This window comes from Dorea chungnamensis (assembly GCF_039832125.1).
Classification (GTDB): domain Bacteria; phylum Bacillota; class Clostridia; order Lachnospirales; family Lachnospiraceae; genus JAFBIX01.
In genome coordinates, this window is record NZ_JBDOHT010000012.1 from 75709 (window position 1) to 97656 (window position 21948).

A 21948-nucleotide genomic window follows, 5' to 3' on the forward strand; every position below is an offset into this window, starting at 1 on the left:
GTTATCTCACCTCAATAATATTTCCCAGACAATCGAGAAGTTCCTGATCTCTTCCTGCCATTTTTTCTGGACAAGATAATTTATCATGAATCATACCTGCTATTTTTTCTAATGTTGCCGCATCATAATACATCGGTGTTTTATGCAGACGATTCGTAAGTTTACTGAATTCTTTCTCGATATCTTTTGTGTGATACTCCAAACGAATATATAAATCTAACCTTTCTACATATTTTCCGCATTTCATAATATTGCGGCACTCTTCATCTTCCACATAATCGTCTACGCATCCCCAGAATGCCAGAAGATCATCAAGCACTGACTGTAATTCCAGAAGCGGCGCCATCTCACGCTGCTCTTTTTCAAATACGTCCAGTGCCATCTGCATATAACTGAGCACATTACTGCTCAGTTCATCCCGAAGAACAATTGCATTGTCAAAAGCCCTGTTCATATTCGAATACAAAGAATCCGGATTATCTTTTCCATAAAGATAAGATTCAGCAAACTGCTGATTTGATGTATAGATATCAGGAATATTCAATCTTTCACAGTAATATGTATAGCTTCCTTCCGGTGCCTCTATCATATCATCAAAAACCCGAAAAAATTTTCTCAGTGTCGTATATACACGTTCTGTGTACCTTCCTAACCAATACAAATGATCCAGTTTTTCTATTGAGATAATACCCATGTGTCTTTAAATCCTCCTCCCTGTGATGAATTTACTACGAACGAATCCGGATTCCTGGAAAATCTGGTTAGCCCACTCGGCCAAACTTGTGTTTTCTCGCCAGATAATACAAAAGCTCTTAGATCTGCTTTCCTTGGAACCCGTTCGTCTCCCTCTATAATGTGAAGATCCTGAAAATCAATCACTTCTTGTGCTATAAACCTTCGGGCTTCTTTCTGAACTAACGCTTTCATATCTTCCAGCTTTTCTTTTGTCAGTTCATTTCCAAAGATAACTCCGTAGCCTCCAGCTTCGGCTACATCTTTGATAACCAGCTTGTCCAGATTCTCCAGGACATATTTACGGTCCTCTTCATAAAACGGAAGATATGTCGGCGCATTCTTAAGAATCGGTTTTTGATCCAGATAATACCGGATCATCTTCGGTACAAAATAATAGATACCTTTATCATCCGCAATTCCATTACCAGGTGCATTTACAATCGCTACATTTCCCGAGCGATATACATCCATGATATTTGGAACACCAATCAATGATTCCGGATTGAACGTCATTGGATCAAGATATTCATCTGAAATCCGTCGATAAATGACGCCTACTTTCTGTTTTCCACCACGGAAATCCCTGTAATATAATTGATTTTTTTCTACGAACAAATCACTGCACATTGCCAGCACACTTCCTGTTCGTTCTGCAAGATAAGAATGTTCAAAATATGCGGCATTGTATCTTCCGGGTGTCATTATGACCCTGATGCCGCCTGTATTAACATATTCCATCGTATCCGTCAGCATCTTTGCATAATTACGATTGTCAATGATCGGATTCGTCCGGAAAGTCTCCGGTGCTACTCTTCGTTCCAATTCACGCGCAATCAGAGGATATGACGCACCTGAAGGTATTCTGAGATTATCTTCTAATATATACCAGCTTCCATCCTTTCCCTGTACCAGATCAATTCCTGAAATATGGCTGTATATATTCTTCGGAGGGCAGGCACCTTCACATTCCGGAAGGTATCCGGAAGATGAAAACACGAATTCTTCTGGAATCACTCCATCCTTAATTATCTTCTTTTCTCCATACACATCTTTCAAAAACAGATTCAGTGCATCTACTCTCTGAATAAGTCCTTTTTCCAACAATGTAAAATCATCTTTCGTAATAATTCTCGGTATCGCATCGAAAGGAAAAAGCTGTTCATGAAATGTCTGATTTTTGTAAATTCCAAACTTGACCCCATAACGTGCCAGTAATTTGTTAATTCCTTCGACATGATTCACTAGATATTCCATATTTCTCACCTTCCTAAACGAAAAAATGTTCTCCTTACAGAGGATTAACCGTAAGAAGAACATCCTTGTCCGTAATAATAACAAAAGGCACCTGATTTTTCAGGCACCTTTGCTTACTATTATATTACTCGTCCGTTTAAAATTTGTCAATTATTTTTCGCCATATGCACAGACAGCTTTGGATATGGTATCTCGATACCCTGAGCATCCATCGTCAACTTAATATTCTCTAGCACACGCCATCTGGTCTCCCAGTACACTTCACTCTTCACCCATGCTCTGGCACCGAGAACTACCGCACTTTCTGCCAATTCATCCACAAATACAAGTATTTCTTCATCCTTCTCGACACTTTCATCGTTTCGCAGAATTTCTTCAATCAATGATTTTGCCTGCTTCAGATCTGCTTCATAAGAAATGGATACTTTAAGATCAAGTCTTCTTTCGTCCTTTGCCGTTGCATTGGTAAGACTACTATTCGTCAACATACCATTTGGAATGACAATGGTTTTATTATCTATCGTACTAAGCTTTGTATAGAAGATCTGAATCTCTTTCACTGTTCCTTCATTTTTATTGGTGTCTTCAATAATATAATCACCAACTTGGAATGGTTTCAAAATCAGTATAAGAACACCGCCAGCAAAATTAGACAAACTGCCCTGCAATGCAAGACCAATTGCCACACCACCAGAAGCGACCACCGCTGCCACTGAAGTCGTATCAACTCCCAATTCCGATACCAGACTAAATATCAGCAAGAAATAAAGACCAAATTTTAAAACAGAATCTACAAACTGTTCGACACCTTTATCGGCATTGGATCTTTCCAAAGATCTGCGTACAATCTTTCGAATCCATTTGATAATCATTCTGCCAATGAAAAAAGCTACCAACGCCATCAAAACTCTGATTCCGAAGCCAATCATCGAAGGAACACTGTCCTGTATATACTGGACAAACTGATTCATCTCTTCTACCGTATCTTGTGTAACTTCTGCCACCTCATTCGTTGTCTCTGTTGCCATCTTTTCCTCCTGTTATGCTTTCAAAGCCAGCAGTGCACTTAAGTTTCCTCTTTTTTCCCCAGTTGTTCTATGAGAAAAAAAGATATCTGGATTACAATGTGTACAGACATTCGTCACTGCTATATGTTCTTTCTTAATTCCTGCCTCCATCAATACAACCTGGTTTGCTTTCCAAAGATTCAACTGGTATTTTCCATTTTCTTTTTGATAGAATAATTCTGAACACAAACTTTTCTCAAAATTATTCCGAAACTGCTCAATAACTTCTTCGCTCACTTCGTAACAATCCTGACAAATTGATGGACCAATTGCTGCAATTACATCTTCCGGCCTCGTTCCATAAGCATCTCTCATCGTCTCTACCGTAACTTTTCCCATCTTATGAACAGTACCTCTCCATCCGGAATGACTCAATCCAATCGCTTTCTTCACAGGATCCACAAAATACAATGGAACACAATCTGCGTAAAACGTTACCAGACAGATTCCCGGTACGTTCGTCACCAATCCGTCCGTTTCCAAAAAACGTCTGCCTCTGTCTTTTGGTTCCACTACTGCAACATTCGTCGTATGTGTCTGATTCGTATAAGTAAAACTATCTGCATCAACTCCAATTGCCGTTGCAAGTCTCCTCTTATTCTCTTCAATCGCCTTCGGATCATCACCTCTGGTTGTGCTGATATTCATCGTTGAGCAATATCCAGTACTGACACCTCCAAGCCTGGTTGAAAAACCATGCGTTACAACACCAGTATGCTCAAGCAGTGGATAAGTAAGGAATGGCACACCATTAACCTCTTTTTCATCAAAAATGTGTTCATGATTCTTATATTTTAATCCCAGACTCATCTCTTGATTCTCCTATTCTCCCATATAATCGAAAGCATTTTTATACAGTGTAATTACATTACCTTCAATGCTCACCACATCAAAGCGGCAGCTTATATCCTGCAATCCATGCCGCATAATATAGTACAATGCACATTTAGAAATCACTCGTTGTTTTCTGTAGTCAACAGCTTCCGCCGGGTGCCCACTTCCAGAGTCTGAGCGATATTTCACCTCACAGAACACCAGATATTCTCCATCTATGGCAATGATATCAATCTCTCCCATGCGGCAGCGATAATTATACTCCAGAACTTCATATCCCTGCCCTTCTAAATATGCTCCTGCTTTTTTCTCATATTCTGTACCGATTTCCCGTCTGTTCTTTTTCATATACCTCCGATTTATTACACGAAGTTCTTAATAAATGTTGTTCTATGAATTGGGGAAGGTCCCAACTCCTTCAGACCAGCAATATGCGCTTTTGTTCCATAACCTTTATTACTGGCAAAATCATACCCTGGTATCACTTTATCATATTCTACCATCATGCGATCTCTTGTTACTTTTGCGATAATACTGGCCGCAGCAATAGATATACTTTTTGCATCCCCTTTGATAATCGAAACTTGCAAAATATCTACCTCTGGTATCGTAACAGCATCATTCAGCAAAATATCCGGATGTACCTTCAGATTGGAAACAGCGATTCGCATAGCCTCATATGTCGCCTGAAGAATATTAATCTCATCAATTCGTGCCGGACTAACAATTCCAATTCCTGTTGCGACCGCTTTTTCCATAATCTCATCATACAAAGCTTCTCTCTTTTTCTCCGACAACTTTTTCGAATCGTTTAAATATAAAATAGTCTCATTTTTCGGCAAAATTACAGCTCCTGCCACAACCGGGCCTGCAAGGGGGCCTCTTCCTACCTCATCAATTCCGCAGATATACTGGCACTGACTATACTCTCTTTCGTATACACTCATACTCTCTATGCGCGCCAGTTCCTTCTCTAATTTTTCCTGCTGCTTGCGGAGTCTATCCTCTTCTCGTTTATTCATGCTTAATAACTCCCATTTCATCAAACGGATAGATCCGAACCCATGCTCTTCCTATCAGATTCTTACGTTTCAACACCCCAACGCTAGGATCTCTGCTGTCAGAGCTGTGATTACGGTTATCTCCCAATACAAAATACTCATCGTCTCCCAGTGTAATTGGTTCTGCTGCAATTCCGGGTGAATTCATCACCTCTGCGCCATAGATATCACTGTCCAGAAGGTTTCCATCAATATAAACGTATCCATCAATTACCTGGACCGTCTCCCCTGGAAGCCCGATAATACGTTTGATATAATATGTATTTTCCTCATATTGGTATGGAAATACGATAATATCATAGCGTTTTGGTTCTCTAAAACGATACGTCAGTTTATCCACGATCAGATTATCACCGTCACTTAAGGTCGTCTCCATGGACGAGCCGCTTACTCTGGTCCTCTGCCCTACAAACGTAATGATCACGTATGTAAGTCCAATAATAATCAATATGTACAGAAGCCATCCTAGCAATTCTCGGATAATGCCTCTTTCTTTCTCTTCATTTCTTTTATCCCTTGCCATATTATAATCCCCTTTCTGGTTCACTAGTAGATTCTATCACACTTCCTGCGGATATTCTAGTGTCAGTCTCCCCAGCCTCCCATTTCGGAAATCATCCAGCAGCAAAACTGCCGCCTTTTCAGTATCTAACTCATTTCCTCTTATCAGACAATGTCTGCTCTCTGCAATCTGTCCAAGCATAACATATACATCTGCAGCCGAATCGACATGATACTTTTCTTCCAGTATTCCCGGATAATATTCATTCAAGAATCCGATCAACTCTGCCGCCAGTTCCTCTGTATTCAAGATTTCATCCTTAATAGATCCGATAAATGCCAGTTTTAAACCAACACTTTGGTCTTCAAACTTTGGCCACAGAATTCCCGGTGTATCTAAAAGTTCTACCTGTTTATTCAGCCGTATCCACTGTTTCCCTTTTGTAACGCCTGGTTTATTTCCAGTCTTAGCACATGCTTTTCCTGCCAGAGAATTGATAAAGGTCGATTTCCCTACATTTGGAATTCCAACCACCATTGCACGAACAGGTCGGTTTAGAATCCCTCTCTTTCGATCTCTTTCAATCTTCTCCTTACACGCTTCCTGAATCACGCCATGGATAGATTTCATTCCACCGCCTTTTTTGGAGTTGACTTTCACTACAGAAAACCCCTTTTTTCGAAAATATTCTGCCCATGCATCATTCCATTTTTCTTCCGCAAGATCGGCTTTATTTAAAAGAATCAATCTCGCTTTATTCTTTCCCAGTTCATCAATATCTGGATTTCGACTACTGACTGGTAATCTCGCATCCACTAGTTCAATGACCAGATCAATTAATTTTATATTCTCCTGCATCATACGTTTTGCTTTCGTCATATGACCAGGATACCACTGAAAATGCATACTTTTTCTCCTCTATCTGATAAATCCAAAATCTTTCTTAGGTGACAGGACAAACCATGCCTTCCCGTATATATACTCCCGTTTTACATTACCGATATCTGCATTCCGGCTGTCTTCACTGCTCTTGCGATTATCTCCCAGCACAAAATACTCATCTCCGTCAAGCTGTATCTTCTCATTGACAATTCCTACATCATCAATATCGGTAGTTTCATAATCTTCTTCCAGTTTTTCACCATCAATATAAATATGGTTCTCCATGATTTCAACTGTTTCGCCCGGAAGACCAATAATTCTTTTAATATAGTAGTGGGCATTTTCATTTCCTTTTGGTTTAAATACAATGATATCTCCTCGTTTTGGAGTTGTAGCATTATATACTATCCGATTGACCAATACAACATCTCCATTACTCAACACTGGATTCATAGAATCTCCAACTGTACTTACCTGCTGTCCAAAATACCACACCGCTACAAAGGCCAGAAGACATACTACTGCAATTTTAAAAATCCATTTCCCAACAATAGACAACTGATGCAGATTCATACGGAACTTCTTTTTTCTTGATTTTCTGACCGGCTTTGTTCTCTTCCTTACCCGTCCAAATCCAAGTTTTTTTCGTCTACGCTTCATAGTTTCCCCTTATAACACAAAAAGGACAATATACAATATGTACTTGTCCTTTTCTCACTGTTTCTTATTTTACTAATTCTCTTACTTTTGCTTTCTTACCAACGCGATCTCTTAAGTAGTAAAGTTTAGCTCTTCTTACTTTACCTCTTCTTACTACTTCAACTTTTTCAACATTTGGTGAATGCAGTGGCCATGTCTTCTCAACACCGATTCCGTTAGAATTCTTTCTAACTGTGAATGTTGCTCTTGCTCCGCCACCCTGTTTCTTCAGGACAGTTCCTTCGAAAACCTGAATTCTTTCACGGTTTCCTTCTTTGATTTTTCCATATACTTTTACAGTATCTCCAACGTGGAATTCAGAAACAGAATCTTTTAACTGCTCTGCTTCAATGTTCTTAATAATATCGTTCATTATGTGTGACCTCCTTATTTACTTGGATGTTCTTAATACTTCATTGTACCAGAGGACCATCTTTTTTCTTCACAACACGCTATATAATATCATATTTATACCTATTTCGCAAGGGTTTTTTGCTTTTATTTACTCTAATCTGATTCTTTCCATTTCAATCATCAGAGAATCCGCCAATCTGCGTTCTGCTTCCGTCAATTCAGCTTTTTCCAACAGATCCGGTCTATTCTTCGCAGTTCGAATAACGGATTGCTCCCTTCTCCATTTTTCAATGTTCGCATGATGTCCGGACATCAAGACTTCCGGTACTCTTTTATCATGCCACACTTCTGGGCGGGAATATTGGGGATATTCTAACAGATTGTCCTGAAAACTTTCAAACTCTGCGGATACATCATTATGAAGCACTCCTGGCACAAGTCTGGAAATTGCATCTACCATGATCATAGCCGGAAGTTCTCCTCCTGTCAGCACATAATCACCAATGGACACGTAATCCGTCACAATTTCCTCTAACACACGCTCGTCGATTCCTTCATAATGTCCACAGAGAAAGACCAGCTCTTCTTCATTTGCAAATTCCTCTGCCATATTCTGGTTAAAGGTCTTCCCTTGTGGTGAGAGATAGATGACTCTTGGCTTTTTCCCAATCTTCTCTTCTACAGCCTGATAACACTGGTATACCGGCTCCGCCTGCATCAACATCCCGGCTCCACCACCATAAGGATAATCATCGACACTATTATGTTTATTGAAAGCATAATCTCGGATATTAACAGCTTCTATCGAAAGCAATCCTTTATTCATTGCCCGACCAATGATGCTGGTATCCAGTCCTTGCATTACCATTTCTGGAAATAATGTCATAATATAAAACTGCATCCATTTTCTCCTTCTAAATCAGACCATTCATCACATGAATCTTCATCTGTCTATTTTCTATGTCCACATCAAGAATGCACTCCTTGATTGCCGGGACCAGGACTTCTCCTTCTGAAGGATGTTCAATCACATACACATCATTAGCTCCTGTTTCCATAACATCCTTAAGGATTCCAAAATTCTCCCCTTCGTCGGTGATTACTTTCATGCCAATCATATCTGCAATAAAGTATTCACCTTCCTCAAGCGGAACAGCATTCTCACGCTCAATCAAAAGCGGACATCTTTTATATCTTTCAATATCATTTATATTATCAAAGCCTTTAAATTTTAAGATCACAAATTGTTTAAAAAACTTTACACTCTCAATTTCCAAAGGCAGTGTTTCTTTCCCTGTATCTAACATCACATGCTTCAGCTTTTTAAACCGTGCGGCATCATCCGTTGTCGGAAATACTTTAACCTCTCCACGGACTCCATGTGTCTGAATAATTACCCCTACCTGTAATAATTGTTCCATATAATTCTCCTTAAGATATAAACAGGGACAGACAACAATCTCTCGCGCCTGTCCCCGAATGAAAGGGGCTCTCCCCATTCATATTAATCCATAATATCAACGATGACCTTCTTGTCTTCTTTGGCTGCCGCTGCTTTTACGACAGAACGGATTGCTTTGGCAATACGTCCCTGTTTTCCAATGACCTTTCCCATATCAGAATCTGCCACATGTACTTCCAGGATCGTTGTCTTTTTTTCTTCTCTCTCGTTCACAACAACACTGTCTGGATCGTCAACTAATGCTTTCGCAATTACTTCCACTAATTCTTTCATAACGCGCACCTCCAAGGCAAGAATTATTTTTCAATGCCTGCTGCTTTAAAAATCTTGCTTACAGCTTCTGTAGGCTGTGCACCGTTACTTAACCATTTCTTAGCTGCTTCCTCATCAACTGTAATTGCACTTGGATCACAATTTGGATCATAAGTACCAATCTCATCAATGAATCTTCCGTCTCTTGGAGACTTAGAATCAGCTACGATGATTCTATAGAAAGGAGCCTTTTTCTGTCCCATTCTTCTTAATCTGATTTTTACTGCCATTGTATTTCACCTCCACAATTTTTTCATTATTTAATATCTATATAACGCGATATACGCGATATATCATGTTTAGAACGGCATACGGAATTTGCCTTTTCTGCCGCCTTTTCCCATCATCTTCATCATCTTTTTCATCTCGCCAAACTGCTTAACCATACGATTAACTTCACTGATGTCAACACCTGCACCTTTGGCAATCCGATGCTTTCTGGATGGGTTCAGAATGTCTGGATTTCTTCTTTCTTCCGGTGTCATAGAATAGATGATTGCTTCCATCCTTGCCATATTTTTTTCTGCCTGTGCTGTCTGCTCATCATCAAGGCCTTTCATCTTGCCAGCCTTTCCTCCAAGAGCGCCAAGTCCAGGCATCATACTCATGACGCTTCCAAGACCTCCCATGCTTTTCATCTGCTTAATACTTTCCAGATAATCTTCAAAATCAAATTGATTTTTCTTCAGCTTCTGGGTCATCTGCTTTGCTTTTTCTTCATCAATCTCTGCTTCCGCTTTCTCGATCAGAGTAAGCACATCTCCCATTCCCAGAATACGTGAAGCCATTCTGTCCGGATAGAACTGTTCCAGATCTGACAGTTTTTCTCCCATACCAACATATAGAATTGGCTTTCCGGTGACTGCTTTTACTGACAACGCTGCACCGCCTCGTGTATCACCATCCAGCTTCGTAACAATCACACCGTCTACACCAATCTTCTCATTGAAGTCTTTCGCCACATTAACTGCATCTTGACCAGTCATGGCATCAATAACCAAAATTGTCTGATGAACGGTAACTGTCTCTTTAATTTCCTGTAATTCAGCCATCATATCTTCATCTATATGAAGTCGTCCGGCCGTATCCAGAATCACGATATTATTCCCGTTTTTCTGAGCATGTTCTATGGCAGCTTTGGCGATATTAGATGGTTTATGATTCTCACCCATGGCGAATACTTCTACACCTTGCTTTTCACCATTCACCTGTAACTGCTTGATTGCTGCCGGCCTGTAGACATCACAGGCTACAAGCAGTGGCTTTTTGCCTTTTAATTTATATTTTCCTGCCAGTTTTGCAGTAGTCGTGGTCTTACCTGCTCCCTGAAGACCAGCCATCATAATGACGGTAATTGCACTTCCCGGCTGCAGCTGGATCTCAGTAGTCTCTGAACCCATCAGCTTGACCAGTTCTTCATTAACGATCTTGATTACCATCTGCCCAGGATTCAGACCATTCATAACATCCTGGCCGATTGCTCTTTCCTGAACACTTTTAATAAAATCTTTAACTACTTTGAAGTTTACATCTGCTGCAAGCAAAGCACGCTTGATCTCCTTTAAAGCTTCTTTTACATCATCTTCGGTGAGACGTCCCTTACTTCTCAGATTTTTAAAAACGTTTTGAAGTTTTTCTGTCAAACTGTCAAATGCCATACTATAACTCCTCTATAATCTCATCGGATATCCTGCGGATGCTGACAATCAGTTCTTCTGCATTCTCTTCATGATAATCATCCAGCAAATTGTCTATCTTTTTTACCTTTTCTTTGATAGCCAGAAATTTTTCAATCAGATGAAGCTTATCTTCATATCCCTTCAAAGTCTGATTACAACGTCTGATCAGATCATGAACTCCTTGACGGCTGATACCAGCTTCTCTGGCAATCTCTCCAAGTGACAGATCTTCCAGCACGAATTGCTCATAGATTTCTTTCTGATGATCCGTCAGCAATTCTCCATAAAAATCAAATAATAAGGCTTGTTCCAGAATCTCATTCACATTTATCACCTGTGATATCATACACCAAAGCACAATAGGTGTCAAGTGTTTTTTCTTGACACCTTTGTTTTTATCACTTTTTTCTAATTTTCCCCGAGAATCCGGTCAATTCGTATGCATCCCCATCCTTGTACTATGCCGTTTGGCTGTCGTTCACAAGTATCATGTAGCTTTAATTTCAATTCTACATTTCCTGCTTCAGGATATTTAGAAAAGTATAATGCCGCAGCTCCAGCTACTACCGGAGTCGCCATTGATGTTCCACTTTTTCTTGTATATGCATTTTTTCTTTTCGGGTATGCATAATTACAAGATACTATTTGATATCCCGGCGCCACAAGATCCGGTTTCACTACACACTGCTTTGTTGGACCGATTCCCGAACAATTTCGTTTCATAAATGGTTCGCTCATCACACCGACTGTAATGACTTTTCTGCTATTTCCCGGAATTGCAATTGTTCCTTCTCCAGGGCCATGATTACCTGCTGATACGACCACAGCAATCCCTATATCCCACAATCGGTCCACCGCCCCCATTAATTCCTTTGCTTTTGTCTCGTCAAGATCTATTTTTGCACCGACCGAAAGATTGACAACCCTGATCTGATATCGCTCTTTGTTCTTCCTGATCCATTGTAGCCCTTCTAAAATCTGAATGATACTTCCTTCTCCCTTTTCATCTAATACTTTTACAATTATGAGCTCTGCCTCTGGCGCTATCCCGCTATAATATCCTTTTGACATTCTCCCATCACCTGCAAGAATTCCTGCCACATGCGTTCCATGACCACTGTCATCATAGATCTCTAATCTATGATTCACACAATCTTCAAATGCCAGAACTCTTCCTTTAAAATCAGGATGAATAGCCATTCCTGTATCTAATACAGCCACTCTTACCCCCTGGCCAGCAACATGTTCTTTTATTATCTCAGGACACCAATAATGAATCCGTTGTTTTACTTTATACATATATAAATATCCTTTTTTATCAGAATATTCATTATATTCTCAATCCGATACTTTCTCATGACCTGCCAGACTTTTTCAATATTCAAATTGATTTCTCTCATAATTTGTCGTAAGATAAATATATTCTATATTCACGTATATGATTAGGGGATTTTAAGGGGAGAATATAATGAACGACAAGAACTATTATGATATATTGGGAGTTTCTATGAAAGCTTCCTTAGATGAGATTACTGCCGCCAAGACTGCTCTGGCTAAGCAATATCATCCAGATGTAAATATAAAAAAAGGGATTGACACCACAGAACAGATGCAAGAGATCTTAGAAGCATATCATGTTCTGTCCAATCCCGAAAAACGTGCAGAATATGACCGAGAAATTTCCGGCAGCAAAAAAGTTATGCAAACTTTTGATCTACACAATATGGAAGAGACAGACGAGGAATCTTCTTCAACCTTTGTCACTTATTGGAAAGCTGCCAATTCTCTGTATGACATTGTTGTAGAAAGTGACGCACTTTTCAAATCAAAGGACAACTCCAGCCGACTGGCTCAGTTGTCCATGCAGGCACTAAAATATATTGTTCTGCTTCGCAATGCTTCTATTCCGGAAAGATATTGGCATCCCGACATCATGAACTGGCTGCTTTTTCGCTGGTTCCAAAACCGCAATTATACCATCGCTTATCTATTAACCCTATATGACGATTATGCCAAAGAAAGTATCTCTGCAATCGACAAATTAAAATTACAAAAGAAAAATTATCAGTTTCAGCATTCTGTAAAACGCTTGGTAAAATATTGATTTTACATTTTCACACATTGGAATCCACTGCATATTATGTACTGTAAACATCATAAATGGAGGATTCAATATGAGTGATTTAAGTGCTACAAATTGTGGATGTGGCTGCGATTCAGGTTCTGGAAGAAACAGAGGAGACTGCGGATGTGGATTTGGATTTGGCAACAATAGCTGTATCTGGATTATTATTCTTCTTGTATGCTGTGGCGGCTTTGGCAATGGACGCAACGGATGCGGATGTGGCTGTAACGACAGCTGTATCTGGATTATCCTGCTTCTGATCTTCTGTGGCGGTTTCGGATGCGGATGCAACGACGATTTTGACTGTGGATGCTAATTTTCTTAGAGCAGCTGAGGGCGGAGATCACTCCGTCCTCTTTCTTTTTTTCTCACATTCTTTCATTTTACGATTCTCTTTTTTGATTTCATCCTCCGGAATATCCAGACGCTTTTTCAACATACATTTTTCATCAATCTCATAAACAGCATTCCCATCAATAATCAATTTTCTACTCATTGTTTTCCCTTCTATATCAGATATATGTCTTCAATATAATATATGAATCTTTTCATATTTAGTTTTCTCACATTTCATAAATTCCATTCTCTGAACATATATATTTACAACGTTATTTCCAGGAGAGGAATGTATGGAACGCAAGCCCCCAAAACTCATGACACCCTTTGACAGTCTGATTACACCACCTTATTTATACACATTAAAACTAATAATTCCATACACGCCACCTTCCACCCAAAGGTTTCTTGCATGCTACATCAAATTCCTGGAATTACGTTATACATTGGAACATTTTCATGGTTTTCCTTCTCGCTCCTCTTTGAAAATACTGGAAGAGCTCAAAGATTATATGAGTCCCAGTGAAAAAGAGATGATGGAACAGATGGAAAGCATGATGAATATGCTGGAAATGATACAAAGTATACAGACAATGGGCGATTCAGCCTCTGGATCTGAAGAATTCAATCCTATGGAAATGATGAAAGGAATCCTGACCCCAGAACAACAACAAATGTTCCAAATGTACAATACAATGTTTGAAAACGAAACAGAATCACCTGATTCAGGCAATCAGAAAGGAGAAACGAACTATGAATGAATGGATAAACAATCCAGCAATGAACACAATTGATCCAATTAAATTAGAGCTTATTAAAACGGCAGCACGACAAACACAAGGAAAAAGCGGAAAAGCTCTGGCTCCAGTTATGCTGGCCCTCATTACAAATGCAAACAAAAAAGGAATTCATTTTACCGCCGATGAAGTCTCACTAATCATATCCGTTCTAAAAGAAGGAAAGCCAAAAGAAGAACAAGAACAAATTGAAAATATGCTAAAAATGGTGACTTCTTATATGAAAAAAGGGATCTAGGTAATTGGTTAAAACCAATTACCTAAAATCCCTCTTCCTTTCTCATCAATCTTATCTCTCGCCGTTTTTTAGCTTTTTCCCAATCCTCGCGATCAGCTTCCGTCTCTAATTCCAATTTCGGAACCGGTGCCGGTCTATCATTCTCATCCAGTGCAACCATAGTAAAAAATGCATGATTAATCGGAGTTCTCCCACCATCAATATCTTCCACATAAGTATCTACCTTCACTTCCATGGAAGTATTTCCTACATAAGTTACTTTCCCTTTGATTACAATGACATCTTTCTGGTAAGCACCTTTTAAAAACCTCAGATTATCCACGGATGCAGTAATCACATTCATGTGTGCATGACGCTTTGCCACCAATCCCGCAATCTCATCAATCCACTGCATTAATATTCCTCCAAAAAGGCGGCCTGCTGCATTTAAATGATTCGGTCTAACCATATGGACTGTCTGAACCATGGATTCAGATACCTTTCGACTCTCTATACTCATACGCAATTCTCCCTTTACATTTTCTGCCATCTTTCACTTCTTTTCTTGACAAGCTCTTTTATTATAGCATAAGATTTGATATACTAAAAATAGTTTATGACAATTTAAGGGAGAATAACAATATGAGGAATATAAAATTAACGATAGAATACGACGGAAGCCGTTATCAGGGATGGACACGCCTCGGAAAAGATGAATCCAACAATACTATTTCTAATAAAATTATAGAAGTTTTAAAACGAATGACAGATGAATATACTATTGAATTAAACTGCGGTTGCCGTACAGAAGTCGGAGTACACGCCTATGCCCAGATTGCGAACTTCAAAATAGATTCCGAAATGGATGTTCAGGATATCAAACATTATCTGAACCGTTACCTTCCAATGGATATTGCCATCATCGATGTTGAGGAAATGCCCGAGCGATTCCATGCACAACTTAATGCTACTTCCAAAACTTATGTATATCGTATGACTATTGATGATGTTCCAAGCGTGTTCGATCGCAAATATATCTATCACTGTTATAAGATTCCAGACAAAAAATTGATGCAGCAGGCAGCAATGCTTTTAATCGGTAAACATGATTTCAAAAATTTCTCTTCCGCAAAAAAATCAAAATCCACAGTGCGAGAGATCTACGAAATCGAAGTTTATGGAGACACCGAAGAGATGCAGATCCTGATTCATGCAGACGATTTCCTCCATAATATGGCACGTCTGCTTATCGGGACATTGCTGGATATCGGCCTTGGCAATCGTATGAAAGAAGACATAGAAGATATCTTTGCCGGAATCCAGAATCCAAGTGCACCTTGCGATCCAAAAGGTCTGTATCTTCAGGAAATTACCTATTAAATTGATAAAGGAGAGGATACTTTTGAGTATCTTCTCCTTCATTAATTATATTCATTCCACTTCAACAATAATTGCTCCCAAATCATCCAGCCTTTTTCTTTCTCTTAAGTCAAACTTTTTATCCGTAACAACTCCCGTATAATCCCCTAAATCATTAATCTTTGCCATCGCCTGACGGTCAAATTTTGACTGATCTACCACGAGATAGGATTTTTCACATTGTTTTGGAGTTTCCCTCTTCAACCACATTTTCTCCATTGTAGGGGTTGTTACTTCAAATGATGCATTGATAGACGCCGCTCCAAAGAATCCGACATCAAATTTAAAATCTGCCAACATATCCGTAGCATATCTGCCAAACATACTGCCTGTTGACTTCTGAATATTTCCACCACAAATAAATAGTTCTGCATCGCTGCTTTTTAACAATTGCGCAATCTCCAAATCATTGGTGACAATCATAATTCCCGGGATATCCTTAATTAACCTGGCAATTTCATAAGTAGTCGTGCCCGCATCCAGAAACACCGTATCACCTTCTTTCACAAATGAAAGGCAGGTTCTTGCAATCTTCTTTTTCTCTTCTTTGTGGCTGGTCTGTTTATCTGCATAAGTCACTTCCTGTTTTGCAACTGCTCCGCCGTGACACCTTTCCACCTTATTATCTTCCTGAAGCTTCATAAGATCCCGTCGAATCGTCATAGGACTCACGTTTAACTGCAGTGCCAGTTCTTCCACCTGGACACTTCCATTCTCATGTATAAGTTCTACAATTATGGATTGTCTCTCTGCTGCCAGCATCTGACTTCTCCTCCCTGACTTTTATGTTAATATAGACTAAAAATGCAGTGGAAACATTCGTCCCACTGCATTTATTTTAGCTCATTACATAAAAATACTCAATACCAATACTTCCACAACACCGACTGCCCATGCAACCGTAGATGTTACAGACCAAATCGTCAACTGGTCTTTCGCTTCACTTACTCCAAGAGTTCTGTTAACAACCCAGAAATAACTATCATTAAAGTATCCAAAGAACAGTGAACCTTCACAACATGCAACTGCTCCGAGTATAGGATTTACACCAGATGCAATGATAATTGGTGCGGAGATACTTGCTGCCGTTGTCATAGCAACTGTACCGGATCCCTGGATGAATCTCATCGCTGTAGAAATCAATAATGGAAGAATAATAATTGGAATTGCTGTCTGAGCAAGTCCTTCTGCCATAAAGTTACCAAGACCAGAATCCTTGATAATCTGTCCCAGTGCACCGCCACCGCCAGTTACCAACATAATAATACCAGCGGACATCATACCTTTTTCCATCTCTGAAACACATGTATGTCTGTCTAATTTTCTTCCCAATGTAAAGATTGCAAGTAACAGACCGATTCCAACTGCCACGATAGGCTGTCCTAAGAAAATCAGGATTTCCATAATACCAGTAGTCTTACCTAATGCAGATGCCACTGTATTGATAAGGATTAAGATAATCGGTGCAATCAAAGGAAGGAATGATTCAAATGTTCCAGGAACACCAGACATATCCATTGCAAATGCTGCTTCATAATCAGGTTCACGATATTCTGCTTCAACGATCTCACCTTCATCATTGACAACGCGATAATATTTCTTAGACAAGAATAATCTTGCATAAGCTATACATGCAATTGCCATTGGCAAAGCAAGAACAATCGTCAGCAGAATGAATTTTCCAACATCTACGCCAAAGATACCGCAGACTCCAAGTGGACCTGGTGTAGGCGGAACTAAAGAGTGTGTAATAACCAGACCTGCTGCAAGTGCAACACCAAGGCCGATTACAGACTTCTTTGTTGCTTTTGAAATAGCTTTTGCGATAGGTGCAAGTACTACGAAACCAGAATCACAGAAAATCGGAATAGATACAAGGAAACCTGTTAAAGCCAGCGCCTCTTCTTCTCTCTTCTTACCAAACAACTTTAAGAATGTATGCGCCATTCTCTTTGCTGCTCCTGTCACTTCAAAAATCTGCCCCATCATAACACCGAAACCGATGATGATACCAATACTTCCAAGTGTTCCTCCAAAACCAGATGTAATTGAGTTAATGATACCGAATGTCTTCTGGACACCATCTACCTCAATCGTTGTGTTTGCAAGTGGCATTCCACCTACTACACCAACAATAATCGTACAGATGATCAATGCAAGAAATGCCTGTACTTTTGTCTTCAATACCAAGAATATCAGGACAGCAATACCAATTGCCAGACCAATTAACATTCTTTCCCCACTAAGTCCGTTTACCATAATAGAACTCCTCTTCCTTTCTCAATATTATTTTGTAAAGTTAGGTGCGTATTTTGCTGCCAACAAAATAGCTTCGATCATGCTGACGGCGCTTACGATTCCTTTTCCTGCAATATCAAATGCAGTGCCGTGATCAACAGATGTACGGAGAATAGGCATTCCATTAGTAATTGCAATCGTCTTTTCGAAATCAAGTGTCTTTGTTGCAATATGTCCCTGATCATGATACAGAGATAATACACTGTTGTAACGTCCCTGCGCAGCCTGATGGAATACAGAATCTGCTCCAATCGGACCCACCACGTTATATCCTTCTGCCTGTAACTCCTCGATCGCCGGTGTAATCTCATTCACCTCTTCCCAGCCAAACAACCCGTGCTCTCCACTGTGCGGATTCAGTCCGGCAATCGCCATCGTTCCATCTGTTACACCGAGCTTCTTCAGAGCTTCCATACATCGTTTCACATAATCCTTAATTCGGTCTTTGGTGATCATATCCAACATCTCTCTTAAGGATACATGTCTTGTCAGGAAGAACACTCTCATTCCATTCGTCTCGAACATTGTCAGAGGATCTTCTGTATTGGTAAGGGCACCAAAGATCTCTGTATGTCCAATATAATTGATTCCTCCTGCACGTAAAGACTCTTTATTGATCGGTGTCGTCGCAACAGCATCAACCTTGCCATTATTCGCAAGCTCAATACTTTTTGCAATATATTCATATGCAGCTTTACCGCACATTCCATTGACCTTGCCAAACTCAAATTTGGCCATGTCAACATTGCCTAGATTAATCAGATTCAAGATTCCTTCACGAAAATCCCCTTCTTCCGGCTCATTGATCTCATGAATTGTAAGATCAGCTCCAACAATTTGAATGGCATTTTCCATGATTGTCTTATCTCCGACAATGATACAATTTGCTGCGTCAAATACCTCTTTAGAAGCAATAGACTTTGCAACAATCTCCGGTCCAACTCCAGCCGGATCTCCAATTGGTACTGCGATTAGTGATTTTCCCATAATTTCTCATCCTTTCATTGATAAATTTTAGATTTTAAATATATAGTTTTTCTTTCAGATATGTAATACACTGATTAATTGCATTCCGCCCACCCTGGCTTCCACCTTTGGTGATAATGTGGACACCTTCAAACTCGCCTTTCAAAAACTGTCCGTAAGCAGCAAGAGGCAGGACTTCGTCTAACAGGCACAGCCCGGCAGTCTTAAATCTCTGGCATACAGCGACTGTCACATCTCCTCCACTGGTATATAGACCTTTAAATGTAGGTTCTTCCTTAAAAATACGATATGTGATTTCTGCAAATGCATGATTGATCATTCCCGTCACTGTATCCAGAGAACATTGATACAGTTCCATATATGGTTTAAAATCAATTCGATTTTCCGGGTATATCCCATCACCAGTTACTGTACAGACCACATTGCGCTCACATGCCTCCAGAATCTCTTTTACTACACGTGAGATCTCTTCTTCCTTCTGCGTCTCCGTACCAATCAGTGCTTTTGTATTCACAAAGACATTATATGTTCTCTGTGACAGCCACAATTCTTCCATCTGTGCTGTCGTATTCGGATTCACACTTCCTACCACAGCCAGAATCTTATTCTTCTCTTTCTTCTCTGTCGGTACGATCAACTTCCTGGAAAGTGTAGCCGTAAATACTCCCGGATCCACTGCCACAACTTTTAATTTACTGGTAATAACTGCGTCCGCGATCAGATCCAGATCTTCCTGCGTCACACAATCCAATACCAAAATCCGGCTTCCACCAGCAACATACTGATTCATCAGATCTGCCAGATAATGCTTACCATGCATCAGATCTTTTAACAGGATAGAAGAAACCTTGTACTTACTCTGCTGCTCAAAAAGAACCGCCGCTTCCGATATCTTTACCGGAGTCTTCGGATCAATGGCAATGTCCGTCTTATGCAGTGGCAAGCCATTCACCAGCATATATCCTCCGATTACGATTCTGCCTGAAGACGGAAAACAAGGTGCAACAATTGCAACATAATCATCTCCCAGACAATCCAGCATAGCATCCGTCTCACTTCCGAGATTTCCTCTTAATGTACTGTCAATCCTCTTCGAATACACCTTCACATCATCATCTTTTAACAAATCACACACATTATGTACCCTGTTGTATGCAATCTGTGCATCTACGCCCCTGCTGTCTGTCGGATATAACACACAATCACAATCTGATAAAGTTGACAACTCAATGCGTTCAGTATTCATGACTGTATACGCTTTATAATTCATCTTCTTCAGAAGTACACCGGTGGCATTGGCTCCTGTAAGATCATCTGCTATTACAACACACTGCGGCATAATCAGCCTCCTTTCCAAAAGCACACCACTTTTGTTCATTTATGTTCTAATTGTACTTCAAATGTTCATTTATGTCAATTTAATCTATTTTTTATCAATATACTTTGTCTAATCGCACAAATTATTTGTTCATTTTTGTTAGTTTTCAACAACTACTTATCCATTAAGACTTCAACCGCTTCTTTTAAGGTTGAAATCTCCCCAACATTCCCTGGAAAGATCACATATGGTGTCAATGGGAATTTACTTTCTTCCCCTGTCTGCCATACTGGAATTCCAGGTTTAATCTGTCCCAGAACATTGGCTTTCTTAACAGCAAGTGCTTTTGTTCCTACATCACTGGATGTGATTCCACCTTTTGCGATTACGAAACTTGGCGTAATACTCAAACGGCCCACCAATGACTGCACTGCATCAGAGATTTTTACAGAAAGTCTTAATTCATCTTCTTTATCTCCTGTATCTGCGGTAATCAACGCACGTGTCGTATAACAACATACAGTCTTTCCTGCTTTCATACATTCTTCTTCTTTATCCAGACATCTCTGTACTTCAGCTTCAAATGCAGCATCGTCTTTCACCAGTGTCGCATCTAATTCAATAAATTCAATATCGGATAATTCTTTCAACGCCTCTACCTGCTTCGTTGTTTTATCCGTATGGGAACCAACCACAACGATTCCACCATTAGTCGTTTCTTTTACTACCATCTGCTCTCTGGTAAGAAGTGGCTGATCTGTAACAGCGCCCATAACTTTTACGATTGCCGCTGCTGTACGGAACATAAACACTTTTCCTCTTGCCATTGCTCGATATAATGCTACGCAGAAGACCTTCACATCCACATAATCAACCGCATTTACGATGATTTTATTAAAACCTTTAACTTCCATTAACTGTGACTCAATTTTGTCGATATTCATATCGTGAATATCTTCCAGAGAAATACAAGTTACATCAGAAGCTTTATATGCTCCTTTTGTCTTTTCTTCAACATACTCCGGCATAGTTGCAGCTGAATATCCGAATGTCTTATCCTTCGCAAATTCTGTCTCATTCGCCGGGACAAGCTCCTCGCCATATTTTACATAATGAACATTCTCAATCGTAAATCTTCCGCCTTCTTTAAAAAACGGACAAAGGATCTCACCATCAATCGTCTTTCCTGTATTTTTCTCATAATTACTTTTCAGAAGCTCTGTCTCTAATGGGTAGTGTCCTCGTAAAGTACTGTCACTTCGACTGATGAAGATATATTCTTTTCCAGTTTCTTTTGCCACTTCGTCTACAACAGCAGCAATCTCATTGTGAGCTTTTGTTGTCTGCTCTACTGTAAATCCTCTGGAATTGGTCAGAACATAGAACAGATTGTTCTCTTCTTCAAAGCCCTGACGAATACTATCCTTATCCCAGTTTGTATATACAGAGATATCATGTACCGTCTGAACACCTGTCGGATCATCATCCAAAACTACGATTTTTTTATTGTTTTCGTCAATTTCTTTTTTCAATAATCCGTCGATATATGTTTCATCAATTTTTTTGTAAGAAGTTAAGACCTCTGTACTAATAGACATGTTTATACACCT

At 39.7% G+C, this 21948-nt stretch carries 29 protein-coding genes; 5 read left to right on the forward strand and 24 right to left on the reverse strand.

The genetic code is table 11. The features are described 5' to 3' along the window. Position 1: 1 nt before the first annotated feature. The 17 genes from ABE613_RS11280 to ABE613_RS11360 all read right to left on the reverse strand — a co-directional run bounded on the left by ABE613_RS11280 (position 2) and on the right by ABE613_RS11360 (position 12140). Complete coding sequence (locus tag ABE613_RS11280) at positions 2-694, reverse strand: alpha-E domain-containing protein (RefSeq protein ID WP_347376412.1); 693 nt, start codon at positions 692-694, stop codon at positions 2-4. Continuing rightward, positions 676-1989, reverse strand: coding sequence for a circularly permuted type 2 ATP-grasp protein (locus tag ABE613_RS11285; RefSeq protein WP_347376413.1), 1314 nt, complete (start codon positions 1987-1989; stop codon positions 676-678). The genes ABE613_RS11280 and ABE613_RS11285 overlap by 19 nt, the downstream gene beginning before the upstream one ends. A gap of 146 nt (positions 1990-2135) precedes the next feature. Continuing rightward, positions 2136-3017 (reverse strand): mechanosensitive ion channel family protein, encoded by an 882-nt coding sequence (locus ABE613_RS11290; protein ID WP_235233504.1) that lies wholly within the window; start codon positions 3015-3017, stop codon positions 2136-2138. Between the two features lie 12 nt (positions 3018-3029). Beyond that, the gene (pgeF, locus tag ABE613_RS11295) at positions 3030-3866 is read right to left on the reverse strand and encodes a peptidoglycan editing factor PgeF (RefSeq protein WP_235233503.1); all 837 of its coding nucleotides are present in this window, start codon (positions 3864-3866) and stop codon (positions 3030-3032) included. A gap of 12 nt (positions 3867-3878) precedes the next feature. Beyond that, positions 3879-4238 carry a YraN family protein gene (locus ABE613_RS11300; RefSeq protein ID WP_347376414.1) on the reverse strand — a complete coding sequence of 120 codons (360 nt, stop codon included), beginning with the start codon at positions 4236-4238 and terminating at the stop codon, positions 3879-3881. 14 nt (positions 4239-4252) lie between these two features. Then, positions 4253-4912, reverse strand: a complete 660-nt coding sequence (gene rnhB, locus ABE613_RS11305; RefSeq protein WP_347376415.1) for a ribonuclease HII — start codon at positions 4910-4912, stop codon at positions 4253-4255. Next, entirely contained in the window at positions 4905-5474 is a 570-nt protein-coding gene (lepB, locus tag ABE613_RS11310) for a signal peptidase I (RefSeq protein ID WP_347376416.1), read from the reverse strand. The genes rnhB and lepB (ABE613_RS11310) overlap by 8 nt, the downstream gene beginning before the upstream one ends. Before the next feature lie 36 nt (positions 5475-5510). Then, a complete protein-coding gene (gene ylqF / locus ABE613_RS11315; RefSeq protein ID WP_347376417.1) occupies positions 5511-6359 on the reverse strand; it encodes a ribosome biogenesis GTPase YlqF in 849 nt (282 codons plus the stop codon). 12 nt (positions 6360-6371) lie between these two features. Continuing rightward, positions 6372-6995, reverse strand: coding sequence for a signal peptidase I (gene lepB, locus ABE613_RS11320; RefSeq protein WP_235233495.1), 624 nt, complete (start codon positions 6993-6995; stop codon positions 6372-6374). Positions 6996-7059: 64 nt separating this feature from the next. Continuing rightward, positions 7060-7407: a 50S ribosomal protein L19 gene (gene rplS / locus ABE613_RS11325; RefSeq protein ID WP_235233494.1), complete on the reverse strand. Its 348-nt coding sequence runs from the start codon at positions 7405-7407 to the stop codon at positions 7060-7062. Between the two features lie 129 nt (positions 7408-7536). After that, the gene (trmD, locus tag ABE613_RS11330) at positions 7537-8289 is read right to left on the reverse strand and encodes a tRNA (guanosine(37)-N1)-methyltransferase TrmD (RefSeq protein WP_235233492.1); all 753 of its coding nucleotides are present in this window, start codon (positions 8287-8289) and stop codon (positions 7537-7539) included. A 13-nt stretch (positions 8290-8302) separates the two neighbouring features. Then, on the reverse strand, positions 8303-8809 hold the full coding sequence (gene rimM / locus ABE613_RS11335) for a ribosome maturation factor RimM (RefSeq protein ID WP_347376418.1): 507 nt from the start codon (positions 8807-8809) through the stop codon (positions 8303-8305). A gap of 83 nt (positions 8810-8892) precedes the next feature. Then, positions 8893-9123, reverse strand: a complete 231-nt coding sequence (locus ABE613_RS11340) for a KH domain-containing protein (protein WP_235233488.1) — start codon at positions 9121-9123, stop codon at positions 8893-8895. A gap of 23 nt (positions 9124-9146) precedes the next feature. Further along, complete coding sequence (gene rpsP / locus ABE613_RS11345; protein WP_235233486.1) at positions 9147-9392, reverse strand: 30S ribosomal protein S16; 246 nt, start codon at positions 9390-9392, stop codon at positions 9147-9149. Positions 9393-9461: 69 nt separating this feature from the next. Further along, positions 9462-10820 carry a signal recognition particle protein gene (gene ffh / locus ABE613_RS11350; RefSeq protein ID WP_235233484.1) on the reverse strand — a complete coding sequence of 453 codons (1359 nt, stop codon included), beginning with the start codon at positions 10818-10820 and terminating at the stop codon, positions 9462-9464. A gap of 1 nt (position 10821) precedes the next feature. Beyond that, on the reverse strand, positions 10822-11187 hold the full coding sequence (gene ylxM / locus ABE613_RS11355; RefSeq protein ID WP_235233529.1) for a YlxM family DNA-binding protein: 366 nt from the start codon (positions 11185-11187) through the stop codon (positions 10822-10824). Positions 11188-11249: 62 nt separating this feature from the next. Next, entirely contained in the window at positions 11250-12140 is an 891-nt protein-coding gene (locus ABE613_RS11360) for a S8 family peptidase (protein ID WP_347376419.1), read from the reverse strand. 169 nt (positions 12141-12309) lie between these two features. On the opposite strand from ABE613_RS11360, the gene ABE613_RS11365 reads away from it, so the two are divergent. Continuing rightward, positions 12310-12945, forward strand: a complete 636-nt coding sequence (locus ABE613_RS11365; RefSeq protein ID WP_347376420.1) for a DnaJ domain-containing protein — start codon at positions 12310-12312, stop codon at positions 12943-12945. 70 nt (positions 12946-13015) lie between these two features. Then, positions 13016-13282 carry a chorion class high-cysteine HCB protein 13 gene (locus ABE613_RS11370; RefSeq protein WP_347376421.1) on the forward strand — a complete coding sequence of 89 codons (267 nt, stop codon included), beginning with the start codon at positions 13016-13018 and terminating at the stop codon, positions 13280-13282. Positions 13283-13309: 27 nt separating this feature from the next. On the opposite strand, the gene ABE613_RS11375 is transcribed toward ABE613_RS11370, so the two are convergent. Beyond that, on the reverse strand, positions 13310-13462 hold the full coding sequence (locus ABE613_RS11375) for a hypothetical protein (protein ID WP_235233477.1): 153 nt from the start codon (positions 13460-13462) through the stop codon (positions 13310-13312). Positions 13463-13595: 133 nt separating this feature from the next. Here ABE613_RS11375 and ABE613_RS11380 point away from each other — a divergent pair, with 133 nt between their 5' ends. Next, on the forward strand, positions 13596-14063 hold the full coding sequence (locus ABE613_RS11380; protein WP_235233475.1) for a hypothetical protein: 468 nt from the start codon (positions 13596-13598) through the stop codon (positions 14061-14063). Continuing rightward, entirely contained in the window at positions 14056-14337 is a 282-nt protein-coding gene (locus tag ABE613_RS11385; RefSeq protein ID WP_235233473.1) for a hypothetical protein, read from the forward strand. Before ABE613_RS11380 ends, ABE613_RS11385 begins: the two co-directional genes overlap by 8 nt. 22 nt (positions 14338-14359) lie before the next feature. Here ABE613_RS11385 and ABE613_RS11390 read toward each other — a convergent pair whose 3' ends face one another. Next, complete coding sequence (locus ABE613_RS11390; protein ID WP_235233471.1) at positions 14360-14836, reverse strand: acyl-CoA thioesterase; 477 nt, start codon at positions 14834-14836, stop codon at positions 14360-14362. Between the two features lie 122 nt (positions 14837-14958). Between ABE613_RS11390 and truA the strand changes: the two genes are divergently transcribed. After that, positions 14959-15696, forward strand: a complete 738-nt coding sequence (gene truA / locus ABE613_RS11395; RefSeq protein WP_347376422.1) for a tRNA pseudouridine(38-40) synthase TruA — start codon at positions 14959-14961, stop codon at positions 15694-15696. Positions 15697-15747: 51 nt separating this feature from the next. Here truA and ABE613_RS11400 read toward each other — a convergent pair whose 3' ends face one another. The 5 genes from ABE613_RS11400 to ABE613_RS11420 all read right to left on the reverse strand — a co-directional run bounded on the left by ABE613_RS11400 (position 15748) and on the right by ABE613_RS11420 (position 21936). Next, positions 15748-16497: a DeoR/GlpR family DNA-binding transcription regulator gene (locus ABE613_RS11400; protein WP_235233469.1), complete on the reverse strand. Its 750-nt coding sequence runs from the start codon at positions 16495-16497 to the stop codon at positions 15748-15750. An 84-nt stretch (positions 16498-16581) separates the two neighbouring features. Further along, positions 16582-17994 carry a GntP family permease gene (locus ABE613_RS11405; protein WP_347376423.1) on the reverse strand — a complete coding sequence of 471 codons (1413 nt, stop codon included), beginning with the start codon at positions 17992-17994 and terminating at the stop codon, positions 16582-16584. A gap of 27 nt (positions 17995-18021) precedes the next feature. After that, positions 18022-19020: a 4-hydroxythreonine-4-phosphate dehydrogenase PdxA gene (gene pdxA / locus ABE613_RS11410; protein ID WP_235233467.1), complete on the reverse strand. Its 999-nt coding sequence runs from the start codon at positions 19018-19020 to the stop codon at positions 18022-18024. Positions 19021-19054: 34 nt separating this feature from the next. Continuing rightward, positions 19055-20359, reverse strand: a complete 1305-nt coding sequence (locus ABE613_RS11415) for a four-carbon acid sugar kinase family protein (protein WP_347376424.1) — start codon at positions 20357-20359, stop codon at positions 19055-19057. 152 nt (positions 20360-20511) lie between these two features. Next, positions 20512-21936, reverse strand: a complete 1425-nt coding sequence (locus ABE613_RS11420; RefSeq protein ID WP_347376425.1) for a four-carbon acid sugar kinase family protein — start codon at positions 21934-21936, stop codon at positions 20512-20514. Positions 21937-21948 lie beyond the last annotated feature (12 nt).

Excerpts from the sequence above, each read along its gene's own strand:
- ABE613_RS11280 (WP_347376412.1), bottom strand. The coding sequence starts at position 694 with ATGGGTATTATCTCAATAGAAAAACTGGATCATTTGTATTGGTTAGGA.
- ABE613_RS11285 (WP_347376413.1), bottom strand. The coding sequence starts at position 1,989 with ATGGAATATCTAGTGAATCATGTCGAAGGAATTAACAAATTACTGGCA.
- ABE613_RS11290 (WP_235233504.1), bottom strand. The coding sequence starts at position 3,017 with ATGGCAACAGAGACAACGAATGAGGTGGCAGAAGTTACACAAGATACG.
- pgeF (WP_235233503.1), bottom strand. The coding sequence starts at position 3,866 with ATGAGTCTGGGATTAAAATATAAGAATCATGAACACATTTTTGATGAA.
- ABE613_RS11300 (WP_347376414.1), bottom strand. The coding sequence starts at position 4,238 with ATGAAAAAGAACAGACGGGAAATCGGTACAGAATATGAGAAAAAAGCA.
- rnhB (WP_347376415.1), bottom strand. The coding sequence starts at position 4,912 with ATGAATAAACGAGAAGAGGATAGACTCCGCAAGCAGCAGGAAAAATTA.
- lepB (WP_347376416.1), bottom strand. The coding sequence starts at position 5,474 with ATGGCAAGGGATAAAAGAAATGAAGAGAAAGAAAGAGGCATTATCCGA.
- ylqF (WP_347376417.1), bottom strand. The coding sequence starts at position 6,359 with ATGCATTTTCAGTGGTATCCTGGTCATATGACGAAAGCAAAACGTATG.
- lepB (WP_235233495.1), bottom strand. The coding sequence starts at position 6,995 with ATGAAGCGTAGACGAAAAAAACTTGGATTTGGACGGGTAAGGAAGAGA.
- rplS (WP_235233494.1), bottom strand. The coding sequence starts at position 7,407 with ATGAACGATATTATTAAGAACATTGAAGCAGAGCAGTTAAAAGATTCT.
- trmD (WP_235233492.1), bottom strand. The coding sequence starts at position 8,289 with ATGCAGTTTTATATTATGACATTATTTCCAGAAATGGTAATGCAAGGA.
- rimM (WP_347376418.1), bottom strand. The coding sequence starts at position 8,809 with ATGGAACAATTATTACAGGTAGGGGTAATTATTCAGACACATGGAGTC.
- ABE613_RS11340 (WP_235233488.1), bottom strand. The coding sequence starts at position 9,123 with ATGAAAGAATTAGTGGAAGTAATTGCGAAAGCATTAGTTGACGATCCA.
- rpsP (WP_235233486.1), bottom strand. The coding sequence starts at position 9,392 with ATGGCAGTAAAAATCAGATTAAGAAGAATGGGACAGAAAAAGGCTCCT.
- ffh (WP_235233484.1), bottom strand. The coding sequence starts at position 10,820 with ATGGCATTTGACAGTTTGACAGAAAAACTTCAAAACGTTTTTAAAAAT.
- ylxM (WP_235233529.1), bottom strand. The coding sequence starts at position 11,187 with ATGATATCACAGGTGATAAATGTGAATGAGATTCTGGAACAAGCCTTA.
- ABE613_RS11360 (WP_347376419.1), bottom strand. The coding sequence starts at position 12,140 with ATGTATAAAGTAAAACAACGGATTCATTATTGGTGTCCTGAGATAATA.
- ABE613_RS11365 (WP_347376420.1), top strand. The coding sequence starts at position 12,310 with ATGAACGACAAGAACTATTATGATATATTGGGAGTTTCTATGAAAGCT.
- ABE613_RS11370 (WP_347376421.1), top strand. The coding sequence starts at position 13,016 with ATGAGTGATTTAAGTGCTACAAATTGTGGATGTGGCTGCGATTCAGGT.
- ABE613_RS11375 (WP_235233477.1), bottom strand. The coding sequence starts at position 13,462 with ATGAGTAGAAAATTGATTATTGATGGGAATGCTGTTTATGAGATTGAT.
- ABE613_RS11380 (WP_235233475.1), top strand. The coding sequence starts at position 13,596 with ATGGAACGCAAGCCCCCAAAACTCATGACACCCTTTGACAGTCTGATT.
- ABE613_RS11385 (WP_235233473.1), top strand. The coding sequence starts at position 14,056 with ATGAATGAATGGATAAACAATCCAGCAATGAACACAATTGATCCAATT.
- ABE613_RS11390 (WP_235233471.1), bottom strand. The coding sequence starts at position 14,836 with ATGAGTATAGAGAGTCGAAAGGTATCTGAATCCATGGTTCAGACAGTC.
- truA (WP_347376422.1), top strand. The coding sequence starts at position 14,959 with ATGAGGAATATAAAATTAACGATAGAATACGACGGAAGCCGTTATCAG.
- ABE613_RS11400 (WP_235233469.1), bottom strand. The coding sequence starts at position 16,497 with ATGCTGGCAGCAGAGAGACAATCCATAATTGTAGAACTTATACATGAG.
- ABE613_RS11405 (WP_347376423.1), bottom strand. The coding sequence starts at position 17,994 with ATGGTAAACGGACTTAGTGGGGAAAGAATGTTAATTGGTCTGGCAATT.
- pdxA (WP_235233467.1), bottom strand. The coding sequence starts at position 19,020 with ATGGGAAAATCACTAATCGCAGTACCAATTGGAGATCCGGCTGGAGTT.
- ABE613_RS11415 (WP_347376424.1), bottom strand. The coding sequence starts at position 20,359 with ATGCCGCAGTGTGTTGTAATAGCAGATGATCTTACAGGAGCCAATGCC.
- ABE613_RS11420 (WP_347376425.1), bottom strand. The coding sequence starts at position 21,936 with ATGTCTATTAGTACAGAGGTCTTAACTTCTTACAAAAAAATTGATGAA.